The 11,680-nt window shown below is 43.6% G+C and carries 10 protein-coding genes; 3 read left to right on the plus strand and 7 right to left on the minus strand.

The features are described from left to right. Window positions 1-16: 16 nt before the first annotated feature. The 7 genes from BM156_RS04890 to BM156_RS04920 all read right to left on the minus strand — a co-directional run bounded on the left by BM156_RS04890 (window position 17) and on the right by BM156_RS04920 (window position 9,989). Window positions 17-1,267: an ABC transporter permease gene (locus tag BM156_RS04890; protein WP_093918730.1), complete on the minus strand. Its 1,251-nt coding sequence runs from the start codon at window positions 1,265-1,267 to the stop codon at window positions 17-19. A 12-nt stretch (window positions 1,268-1,279) separates the two neighbouring features. Continuing rightward, a complete protein-coding gene (locus BM156_RS04895) occupies window positions 1,280-2,005 on the minus strand; it encodes an ABC transporter ATP-binding protein (protein WP_093918731.1) in 726 nt (241 codons plus the stop codon). Window positions 2,006-2,328: 323 nt separating this feature from the next. After that, window positions 2,329-3,978 carry a carbamoyltransferase C-terminal domain-containing protein gene (locus tag BM156_RS04900; RefSeq protein ID WP_093918732.1) on the minus strand — a complete coding sequence of 550 codons (1,650 nt, stop codon included), beginning with the start codon at window positions 3,976-3,978 and terminating at the stop codon, window positions 2,329-2,331. Then, window positions 3,978-4,961, minus strand: a complete 984-nt coding sequence (locus BM156_RS04905) for a DUF6427 family protein (protein WP_139218216.1) — start codon at window positions 4,959-4,961, stop codon at window positions 3,978-3,980. The genes BM156_RS04900 and BM156_RS04905 overlap by 1 nt, the downstream gene beginning before the upstream one ends. Before the next feature lie 26 nt (window positions 4,962-4,987). Beyond that, a complete protein-coding gene (purD, locus tag BM156_RS04910) occupies window positions 4,988-6,259 on the minus strand; it encodes a phosphoribosylamine--glycine ligase (protein WP_244525709.1) in 1,272 nt (423 codons plus the stop codon). A gap of 23 nt (window positions 6,260-6,282) precedes the next feature. Then, a complete protein-coding gene (locus BM156_RS04915) occupies window positions 6,283-6,930 on the minus strand; it encodes a polysaccharide deacetylase family protein (protein WP_093918734.1) in 648 nt (215 codons plus the stop codon). Next, window positions 6,930-9,989: a protein O-mannosyl-transferase family gene (locus BM156_RS04920; protein ID WP_093918735.1), complete on the minus strand. Its 3,060-nt coding sequence runs from the start codon at window positions 9,987-9,989 to the stop codon at window positions 6,930-6,932. Before BM156_RS04920 ends, BM156_RS04915 begins: the two co-directional genes overlap by 1 nt. A gap of 276 nt (window positions 9,990-10,265) precedes the next feature. Here BM156_RS04920 and BM156_RS04925 point away from each other — a divergent pair, with 276 nt between their 5' ends. Genes BM156_RS04925 through BM156_RS04935 form a run of 3 tightly spaced genes read left to right on the plus strand, consistent with a single transcriptional unit; the run spans window position 10,266 to window position 11,619 of the window. Next, a complete protein-coding gene (locus tag BM156_RS04925; protein WP_093918736.1) occupies window positions 10,266-10,514 on the plus strand; it encodes a thioredoxin family protein in 249 nt (82 codons plus the stop codon). Then, window positions 10,511-10,921 carry a nitrophenyl compound nitroreductase subunit ArsF family protein gene (locus tag BM156_RS04930; protein WP_093918737.1) on the plus strand — a complete coding sequence of 137 codons (411 nt, stop codon included), beginning with the start codon at window positions 10,511-10,513 and terminating at the stop codon, window positions 10,919-10,921. The genes BM156_RS04925 and BM156_RS04930 overlap by 4 nt, the downstream gene beginning before the upstream one ends. Beyond that, window positions 10,921-11,619, plus strand: a complete 699-nt coding sequence (locus BM156_RS04935) for an aromatic aminobenezylarsenical efflux permease ArsG family transporter (RefSeq protein ID WP_093918738.1) — start codon at window positions 10,921-10,923, stop codon at window positions 11,617-11,619. The genes BM156_RS04930 and BM156_RS04935 overlap by 1 nt, the downstream gene beginning before the upstream one ends. Window positions 11,620-11,680: the final 61 nt, after the last annotated feature.

Here is an 11,680-nt window from a genome sequence, read left to right on the forward strand (position 1 = left end):
GTTGTTTTTTTAGGTTTTATTCGTCGCGCAAGGCTACAATTGGTTTAATACTGGCTGCCCGTTTCGCCGGGATATAGCCTGCAATGGTTCCGGCTACAACCAGCAGAATGGTCGCAGACACTGCCACTCCAAAGTCGACAGTCGGGTTGAGAAAAATGGTTTCTCCTTGTCCTGCGGCATCTCCTGCCGATTGAACCATCGCATAGTTGACGAGCTCCATAAGTCCGGTGCCCAGTACAAGCCCAATGTAGCCTGCCAGCGTGGTAATCAGGATTGATTCCAGCAGAATTAAGCCAATGACAGAAGCCGGACTGGCTCCAATCGCTTTACGAATACCAATTTCTTTGGTGCGCTCTTTCACGACAATGAGCATGATGTTGCTTACGCCTACAATTCCGGCGATGAGCGTTCCAATTCCGATAATCCAGATGAAAATCTTGATAGCCTGAAAAATCCGCATGGTTTGGATGTAGTTTTCCAGTTTGTTGTACATGCCCATGGCACTTTCGTCGGCAACATCAAAGCGGTGTTTTCGGGCAAAAGTGGTTCGAATGCGTTCTTCAATGGCCTGGCTCTCGTCCAGTGTTTCTCCGTTGATGGTTATGGCAAAATTGTGTAGCCTGTTGGAGCCGTTAAATACTTTTTGGGCCGTTGATACCGGCATGTAGGCATTGCGGTTTCGGGTTGACTCCGGTTCAATGCAAACGCCAACTACTTTGAATGGGACATTGTTGATTCTTACGTATTCACCCAAAGCAGGCTTTTCCTTAAAAAGAGCTTCGTGAATATCTTTCCCGATCACGACAACCTTCCGGGTTTGCAGAATGTCAACGTCATTGATAAAACGTCCTTCCAGGAGTTCCATGCGGTCTACTTCATTCAGTTCCGGATGGCAGGTGACTGTTGTGTATTCCCCTGATTCCTTTCCATAGGAATAACGGGTATTTCCCATAAAGTAACGGCCCGATGCTGTTTCCACGCCGGGAATATTGGTGATAATGTCGTAATCATCATTGTGAAATTGGATGGGACGCCCTGGCTTTAAGCCTTGGTGAGCAATGGTTGTTTCGCCGGTCCAGATCCACATGGCGTTTACTGCGTCGTTCATAAAATTGCTGGCAACCCCATTGCTTAGTCCGTTTCCGGAACCCAGCAGGATCATCAGCATGAAAATTCCCCAGGCAACAGAGAAGCCGGTCAGGAACGTACGCATCTTGTTCTTCTTAATGGTTGACAGGATCTCCTGCCATTTATCGATATCAAACATGAATGGTTTGGTTTAGGCTGTTACCAATTCTTTGTTGTAGGTATGGCGGAATTCGCGAAGCTCTCCATTCCGGATGATCTCATCAATCCGCCCATCTTTCAAACGAACCACCTTTTGGGTCATCGCTGCAATATCGTGTTCGTGAGTAACGATGATAACGGTAATGCCAGCATCGTTAATCTCTTTCAGGATGTCCATCACTTCGTAGGAGGTAGAAGTATCCAAAGCTCCTGTTGGCTCATCGGCCAGGATAATCTTTGGATTTGAAATTAAGGCACGGGCAATGGCTACACGTTGTTTTTGTCCGCCTGACATTTCATTGGGCATGTGCTCAGCCCATTCTTTCAAACCTAATTTTTCGAGGTATTCCAAAGCAATGGCATTGCGCTTTTTGCGATTGACTCCCTTATAGTACAAAGGCAGTGCAACATTCTCCATGGCATTTTTAAACGAGATGAGGTTAAACGATTGAAAGACAAATCCAACCATGTCATTACGAAGTTGGGCTGCTTTCTTTTCGCTCATGTTGGCAATTAACTTATTGGCTAACAGGTAAGAACCTTCATCGTAATTGTCGAGCATGCCTAATATGTTGAGTAAGGTAGATTTGCCGGATCCTGAGGATCCCATGATAGAAACAAACTCGCCCTGCTCAATCTCCAGATCAATGCCTTTGAGCACATGCAGTTTGCTGCTCCCCATGTCGTAGGATTTGTGGATGTTGTTTAGTTTAATCATTGTTTTCTAGTTTTCGGCTTTCTTTTCAAAATTGAGGATTTCATCGCTTTTTTCTGACATTTATTCGATGAACGGGCCATTTTTCCATGTCAATTGCATTTTGACCCCCTTTTTGATGAAAGTTTAATGTTTCAATGTGGCTTACATTTTATAGGACGAACAGTCAGGGGAGACGTTACAAGCTGAATGAATTTTTTTTGAGCGAAAGTTTAACGGAAGAGGTGAGAAGGCGTAAAGAAAGGCATCGGAAAAGGACTAGAAACAGCTTCTGGTGGAAGTAATTATATTCCGCTTTTTTCCCTTTGGAAGGGAGGTAAATTGATTTACAATTGTTGAAATTTTCCGTTGAGAACAAGGCCGTCAATTCCCATTTGCTGTGCTGAATTTAACGCATCTTCGGAGGTATGGACAATGGGCTCTCCCTTGCCATTGAACGAGGTGTTGATCAAGGCCCGAACGTGGTATTTGTCGGAGAGCAGCGACAGCAAGTCAAAGAGATACGCATTTTGCTCTCGCTTAAAGATGGTTTGAATGCGGGCCGTTCCGTCAATATGGACAGCTCCAGCCAGCTCATTTCGCTTGTCCGGAATGATATCAAAATCCAGAAGCATGTATTCACTTAAGGGATGAATTTGATCTTTTTCGGTAAAATAGCGAGCGTTTTTTTCTAGCATCACTGGAGCCACAGGTCGATACCATTCTCGCTTTTTGTGTTGCATACTCACTTGCTGAGCGAGTTTGGGCTTATCAGCCAAACACAACAGGCTGCGGTTTCCTAAAGCTCTTGGTCCTGCTTCTCCAAAACCATTGCACACACCAATAACCTGCCCTTTTAACAAGCTCTGAGCAGCTAACTCCAGATCTTCTGGGGTGTATTGGAGTGTTTCTGTTGGCAGATTCCAGTTGTTTAGGTACGGACTGTGTTTTTCCACAGTGCCGTGTTTGCGCCATTCGGCATAAGCTGCAGCTCCCAGTGCAAGCCCGGAATCCTCGCAGCAAGGAGGAATGTAAACTTCCTCAAAGATGCTGGATTCAACAAGGCGGGTATTGGTAACAATGTTTAAAGCACAGCCACCGGAATAATAGAGTACTTTGGAGTTATATTGTTGCTGAAGTCGTTTGAAAATTTCAAGGGTTTCCCGTACAAATAATTCGTGTAAGGTGGCAATAACATCTTGTAAGAAGGAATTCTTCTGATCAAAGGACTTCAGGTCAACATTGAAATCGGCTTTTGCCTGCTGAAAGAAGCTCGATTTTTTATTCCAAATGTGCTGAAAGTAATCGTGCTTTTTCAGCCATTCATTGAGCTCTTTCCGGTAGGTTCCATGTCCGGCGAGTCCCATCATTTTCCCCGGGACCGAGTTTTGATCGTATAGCTTGGCACCAATCATTCCAAAAACCAAGGCATTGGCATTAAACAAGCTGGTCAGGTACTGGTAGTCCCAGTGGGCAGTTAGCTTTTGAATTTTATCACCGCGGTAAAGCCAAGCCGAAAAATTGCTTTTACTGGCTCCTCCATCGAAGTGAACAAGCAGGCTGTTGGGTTTAAAAGGACCAAAAAAAGGTAAGCACGAACAGATGTGGGCCAGTTCGTGGTTGAGGGCCCAGGCTGAAGCTTGCTTGCCAAACCACCAGCCATTGCCAGGTTCCAAATCAGAGGCCAGTAGTTGAGGTAGTGGGGCTTCAAAACGAACGTTTCCTTGTGAGCTTAAGAAGGTGCGTCCGACCACATTGTCCACAAAAACCAGGTCGTAATCGTTCCCCAGCAGGCGTTTCTCTTTTAGCAGGGCATAAAGTTGCTCGTGCAGGCTGTTGTCTCTTTTGCGCCGTGATACCCTTTCCAGCTGCAGAAACTCAACAACTTTTCCATGTTGCATAATTGCCAGATTATGGTCATGCACATAAAACGGATACTTGTAGGAATCCCGGTCCTGAATTCCATAAATCGCCAATGTCGGTTTATTCGGATTCATCAGACAAACTGCATGTAAATAATCAGAGCAATAAAAAGGTACATGAATAAATTGCTCCAGAATTTTCGCTTCATGAAAATCAGGTAGTTTGAGATTAGAAACGTGAGTGGGAGCGACATGATGATCAAGATTTCCTGGGACACTGCCGGCACGGCAATTAACAAGACAAAGGCAATGAAGAAAATCAAAAAGAAAACCTGAAAGTTTTTACGGGTACTGATTTTCTTTTCGTCGTATTGATTGAGCAGAAAAATACTTGACAACAGGGTTAAAACAGTGAGAAAGCCAAGGTAGATCTGCAAGGGCAGGTTATCTCTTAAAAAGTGGTTATCAACGTACAAGTTGGCTGTAATGGTCTCGGTAAAAACAGCACACTGATTGGTTAGAAAGTAATACGACCAAGTGAAAAGCCAAGGGACGCCAACTCCCATCAGGGGGAGAATGAAATTGCGCCACTGGTACTGTTTCTTAATCAATAGAAATCCGATCCAGATGACTGGGAAAAAGAAAATCAGGTTCAGGTAAAATAAACTTCCCAAGCCAATAAAAAAGCCGGCTTCGAATGCACTGGCGTGAAATTGTTCCAGTTCATAAGATTGAAAAATCCGGTCGACACAGAGCAGCAAAAACAGCAAGGCAAAGTAAACCGGATGCAGCGCATGCAAGCTAAGCAGTCCGCTGACAATCAGGACAAAAATATTGGATGGTAAAAATGTTCGGATACGGATAAAAGCGTAGGCCGTATTTAGCCGTAAAACAAGAAAAGACAGCGCAATAACGAACACCATGGCCAACAGATTACTTACCAGGGCTGATTGCGACAGCCACTGGTGTACCGGTTTGTACAGGAACATTGCATTTTCTCCCTCAAAAAACGGAAAGTATTCGGGATGGATGTAAGAACGAAACCATAGTCCGAGTACGATGAGAGGAATGAGTAAAAAATGATATGCCTGATTGGTTTTGAGTATCCTGAGTATCATTGAGTCCGGATTGCGCTTGTTAGAGTTTATAAATCAAATCCGAGGTCTTTCCGGTAGTACTTGCCTTCAAAATCAATTTTTTCGGCATTGGCGTATGATTGTGCCAGCGCCTCTTTCATGGAATTTCCGTAAGAGCTGACAGCAATGACACGACCTCCGGCTGTTACCACATCGTTTTCAGCTTGCTTTGTTCCGGCATGAAAAAGGATGCTGTCGTTTACATCACCGAATCCGCTCATGACTTTTCCGTTTTCGTAGGAACCCGGATAACCACCTGAAACCAACATGACTGTAACTGCGTTGCGTTCATCAAACTCGATAGATTGCTCGGCCATTGTTCCATTAGCAGCAGCTTCCAGCAGATCAACAAAATCTGATTTGATACGCAGCATAACAGCTTCGGTTTCAGGATCACCCATGCGAACATTGTACTCAATCACATATGGATTGCCATCACAATTAATCAGCCCGAAAAAGATAAATCCATTGTAAGGGATTTGGTCTTTCTGAAGCCCTTCAACTGTTGGCTTGATCACTTGATCTTCCACTTTTTTCATGAAAGCGGCATCAGCAAAAGGAACCGGACTGATTGCCCCCATACCACCCGTATTCAAACCTGTATCGCCTTCGCCAATTCGCTTGTAATCTTTTGCTTCAGGAAGGATTTGGTAATCTTTTCCATCGGTAATTGCAAAAACGGAAAGCTCCACGCCAGACAAAAATTCTTCGATAACCACTTTACTCGATGCAGCACCAAACTGGCCATCAAGCATGGTTTTTAGAGATGCCTCTGCTTCTTCAAGTTGCTCGATGATCAGCACGCCTTTACCAGCAGCCAAACCATCAGCCTTCAACACATAAGGGGCTTTCATTTCTTTCAAGAAAGCGATTCCTTCTTCCAGTGTCTCAGGAGTTACAGTTGTATATTTTGCTGTTGGAATGTTGTGACGAGCCATAAATTTTTTGGCAAAGTCCTTAGAGCCTTCAAGTAATGCTCCTGTCTTTTGCGGGCCAACCACTCTGACCTGGCTCAATTGCTCATCGGCTAAAAAGTAATCGTGAAGTCCTTCAACCAATGGGACTTCGGGGCCAACCACCACCAAGTCAATGGCTTTTTCTAAAACAACTTTTTTAAGGCCTTCAAAATCAGAAACACCTACGGCAATATTTTCGCCTAAGTCAGCTGTTCCTGCATTGCCTGGTGCAATGTACAGTTGGTTTACTTTTGCCGACTGCTTAATTTTCCATGCCATGGCATGCTCTCTTCCTCCTGATCCAACAAGTAAAATATTCAACATGATCTGTAATTATTTGTCTGTTTTTAGCTAGCTACTTTTTGATATTCTTCGGGTATAAGTGTAAAGGTATAACCTTTCTGTTTCAAATTTTTAATAACAACAGGCAAAGCTTCTTTCAGGTTCTTTTGTGCCTTTAAGGAATCGTGAAAGATGATGATGGAGCCTGAACGAACAAAGTTCATCACATTGTTAACGACTTTTTCAGGTGTTAAGTCTGATCGGTAATCACGACTGATAATATCCCACATAACCAATTGATATTGGCTGCTCAGTGCTTTGTATTGTGATTTTTTCAACAGCCCATGTGGCGGGCGAAGGAGCCGCGATTGGATGAATTTCCTGGCCAGCTCAACGTTGTTAAAATAGTCTTCATCGGGCGTTTTTAGCCCTTGAAGGTGGTTAAACGTGTGGTTGCCAACCTGGTGTCCGCGATCCCGTAGTTGCTGAAAAAGTTCGGGGTGACGTTTGACATTTTCGCCAACACAAAAGAAACAAGCTTTAATTTGTTCCTTGTCAAGCAAGTCGAGCACCCAAGGAGTTACTTCCGGAATTGGCCCATCGTCAAAGGTTAAGACCACCTGTTTTTGCTTACCAGATAGTCGCCAAAGTGCTTTGGGAAAATACCTGGTAAGCAAAACCGGAGGTTGTATTCTTGGATCAAATCGAAGCATTAGTTCAATGTACTGTATGCTTGAAAATAGTTGTTAAAACTTGCTGTAATTTCTTTAGAGAAATCTTCCAATTTGTACTCGTTCGTGATGAGACTCATCTCGCGCAGGAAGTACATGATACGCTGAATTTCTTCATCAACTGAAACCAGGTATTTATCATCCAGCTTGAGGAAGTAGTCCATTTCTTCCTTGTACGATTCGTAGATTTCCCGCATCACTTTAGTTCCTTTATCCATAGCTCCAGCCGACAGGTAATCTTCGGCCAACTGCAGCGAGAAGTAGTTGTAAGGAACGATATCGTGTGGAATAAGTTCTAAACTGCGATCCAGTACTTTGATTGCTGAATCTTTCCGGCCTTCCTGTACCAAGCTTTCAGCAAGTCGGTTGAAGTTATTCCGGATATTCATCATCATTCGTTGATTGTTCTCGTCGATGTAAACCTCCGGATCGTTCATGTTTCCCCATTTGAAATCATTCATCATATGTTGGTACATCCGTTCGGTGTTTACACGGCCAAAGTAAATGCCTGACTGCTCTGTTTTAACAGGGGTGAAGCGGTAAGCAAATCCATCAAGCTGGAAGTAATCCTGCAAGCCCAAATATTTATCGCGGCCCACGGTGATGGCATAATAGATTGGGCGCTCCCAATTGGAGTTGGCAATCATATCAAGCACCATAAGCTCATCTTTGGTAACGTAGTTTTTATTCCCAAAGTCGATGAAAATGGTATCCACAATCTGATCGTATTGCGCCTCAGGAACAACCTTATTGCGAATAACAGCTTCTTTATCCACTTTTAAGAACAAGCGTTTAGACGGAATGTAAGCTGCATTATCGGCCTGCGTTAGCTTGGTCTTTGGATTGTCATCTTTGACAAAGTCCAATGCTTTTTTCAAGTCCACAGCACCCTTAATCCGAGGATCATTCATCAGGTAAATCACATCCCGTGTTCCTTGCACATACTGATCTTCCGTAAAGGTGATTGGCAAAGGGTTGGATTCGTAGGCCTGACGACGCATTTGATCGATGTACCAATCGGTTTGCAGGTAACTCAAGTTACATACACGAAGGTCGGTACGAACGCCTTCAACCTCTTGGTTGTACCATAATGGGAACGTATCGTTGTCGCCATTGGTAAAGATGATTCCATTGTTCTCGCAGCTGTTCAGGTAGTTAGCCCCAAAGTCGCGAGCGGTATATCGGTTTGAGCGATCGTGGTCATCCCAGTTTTCATTCGCCATAACTCCGGGAACCAAGAATAAACTCAAAACCGAAGCCGCAATGGCTGTGCTTGTATAAGGAAGCCATTTCTTCAGGAGTTCAGGAATGGCAAGCACGCCAAGTCCAATCCAAATGGCGAAGGCATAAAATGATCCGGCATAAGCATAATCTCGTTCACGTGGTTGATGCGGATACTGGTTCAGGTAGACCACAATGGCAATTCCTGTCATAATGAAAAGCAGACTAACTACCCACATGTCTTTCTTATTGCGGTGATAGTGAAAAAATGCTCCTAATAGTCCGAGTAAAAGCGGTAAGAAATAGTAGGTATTTCGTGCTTTGTTGTTGGCGTATTTGGCTGGCAAATCTGATTGATCACCCAAACGGGCTGAATCAATAAAATTAATACCACTCAGCCAGTTTCCGCTAAGAACATCGCCATGCCCTTGAATATCGTTTTGACGTCCCACAAAGTTCCACATGAAATAACGCATGTACATGTGAACCACTTGGTAGCGAACAAAAAACTGCAGGTTTTCGCCAAAGGTTGGTAGCTTGATCGTCTCCGGCTCTCCTTGGCGGTTGGTTATCTGAACCGTTTTTCCTTCAACGCCAGCCCAACTCTGATAGTCTTTTATGTGTTGGCTTTGACTACTCCACATCCGTGGAAAGAAAGTTGTGAAGCGAGAGTCGTACTGAGGCTTCTGACGAATATCAGAAACGACATATTTGCCATCTTTTTGAATGTAGTACGGTTTATCTTCAACGTATGGATTCTGAGGATCAAGCGGAGTGTTGTAATTCTGGCCGGTAAATAGTGGGCGGTCTCCGTATTGTTCGCGGTTCAAGTAACCTAATAAGGAGAATACGTCATCGGGGCTATTTTGATCCATTGGAGTATTGGCCGAAGAACGAATAACAATCATGGCAAACGATGAATAACCAATGATAATGACCATAAAAGCCACCAGCACGGTATTCCAAAGTACCAGGTTCTTTTTGGTGGTGTAATGAATGCCAAAAACAATCAACCCAATAAGCAGAGCAGCGTAAAAAATAGTTCCCGTGTTGAATGGCAGTCCAAAGCCATTGACAAACATGAGTTCAAACCAGGAGGCAATTTTAATAACCCCCGGAATGATACCATACATGATGATTCCTAGAAGCAAAATCGAAATGACCAGACTGGCAATAATTCCGTTGCGGGTAACCGGATATTTTTTGTAATAATAAACAAAGACAATGGCAGGAATAGCCAACAGGTTTAACAGGTGAATTCCAATAGAAATCCCCATCAGATAGGCAATCAGGATGATCCAGCGGTTGGCATGGGGCTCATCGGCTACATTTTCCCATTTCAGAATGGCCCAGAAGACGATCGCAGTAATGAGCGATGAACTGGCATAAACCTCGCCTTCAACAGCTGAGAACCAGAAGGTATCAGAAAACGTGTAGGCTAAAGCACCAACAACTCCACTTCCAATAATGGCAACGGTGTGCCCCAGGCTATATTCTTTCTCTGTGCCAACCAACTTTTGAGCCAAGTGGGTAATTGTCCAATACAAAAACAGGATGGTAAACGCACTGGCCAATGCCGACAAGGCATTGATCATCATGGCTGCGCTTGATGGATCGGCGAAAATTGTGAAGAAGCGTCCCAAAATCATGAAAAAAGGAGCACCCGGCGGGTGACCTACTTCCAACTTGTAGGAGGTTGTAATAAATTCACCACAATCCCAAAAACTGGTGGTGGGTTCAATCGTCATTAAATAAACAACGGCTGCCACTAAAAAGACCAGCCAGCCTGTAACATTGTTGATGAACTTATAATTCTTCATAGATATAATTAATTTCGACGGATGCTTAATTTTCGCTCAAACAATTCGTAATCAATAATTTTTAAAATGAACGTCTGAACTTGTGATTAATTCTTTTACCGCTAACAAGATGCGCGAATTTTTTATGTTTGCGAAGATAGCACATTCTTTGAACTCAGACTAATGTGATCTTGAAATTAAAACTTTTTAACAGCCAGTCTTTCCGCATGTATTAACACTTTTTTGAAATTGTTTTAACACAGAATCAGTACTTTTACACAAAATCAGAAGAATCGCATGGAAATTAAAGTTTTAGGTCCGGGATGTGTCAAGTGCCGGGGATTGGCCCATCGGGTCGAGAAGGCCGTGGCTAGCTTGCAGTTGTCAGCACATATTGAGAAAGTGGATGATCTAAATGAAATTATGCGTTTTGGTGTATTGCAAACACCGGCTTTAGTTGTAGATGGCGAGGTTGTTATTCGCGGAGACTTGCCAAGTTATAAAGCCATTTGTAAACTTTTGGAAGACCTAAAAAATAAAGAATGAGATTCTTTCTGATCGGACTGCTTGTGACTGTGCTGGGAGCTTGTGTGGAACAGACTCCTGTAAAAAGCGATAAGCTTGTTTTGCCAGAACAAGGGCAGATCGGTTTGTACTACTTTCGGACTTCCGTTCGCTGCGAAACCTGCAATGCCATTGAGAAAATCATTCAGGACGAATTGGCTGGCAAATACGAGGGAGATTTAAAGTCAGGCCGGTTGGTTTTTCGTCAGTTTAATTTGGATGAGGCTGATTGTGCCAAGTTCGCAGGCCAGTTTGATGTCGTCTTTAAATCATTGGTGGTGTTGAAAGATAGCCAGCAAGTAAACCTGACAGAAGAGGCTTTTCTGTATGTGCTGCCAAAGCCTGAAAAGTTTAAAGCAATCTTGGAACAAACCATCGATCAATTTTAATGCAAGAGTTTTTTACCAACCTATTGGATCAATCTTCTTTTTCGCTGTGGTCAGCTTTTTTGCTGGGCCTGTTAACCTCACTAGGGCCGTGCACACTAACTAGTAACCTGGCAGCTGTTGGATTTATTGGTCGCGAAGGGGCGAATAAGAAACAAGTGTTGTTGGGCGGACTTTTCTATACACTGGGGCGGGCACTTTCGTATGTGCTACTCGCTGTTATCTTATATTTTGGAGCCAATGCACTTGATATTTCCGGCTTTTTAGCTCGTTATGGCGAAAAGTTACTGGCCCCACTCTTGATCTTCATCGGAATTGTTATGCTTGACTTGCTACGGATTCCATTCCCCTCGTGGAACTGGTTGGTCAATCAGTTGGAAAAAGAAAATCAGTTGAAAGCGATTAAACCATTTCTGTTGGGGGTGGTGTTTGCTTTGGCTTTTTGTTCTTATAGCGGAGTCATGTACTTTGGGCTGTTGATTCCAATGACCTTGAAAAGCCCGGCAGGACTGCTGCTTCCTTTTTTGTTTGCTTTGGGTACCGGTGTTGTTGTAATTTTATCAACGTTATTGTTGGCCTTTGCTTTTGACGGATTTTCAAGCTGGTTGCGAAAAGTCCAAAACCTGGAAATCTGGTTACGGAGGGGAGTGGCCCTTCTGTTTATTCTGATGGGGGTCTATCAACTTCGAGTTATATTTTAAGCCGTTTTGATGAGATTGCTTTTACTGGCAAACGATAGGCCGGATTACTATTCGTTGCCAA

Source organism: Sunxiuqinia elliptica, assembly GCF_900113005.1.
Taxonomy (GTDB): domain Bacteria; phylum Bacteroidota; class Bacteroidia; order Bacteroidales; family Prolixibacteraceae; genus Sunxiuqinia; species Sunxiuqinia elliptica.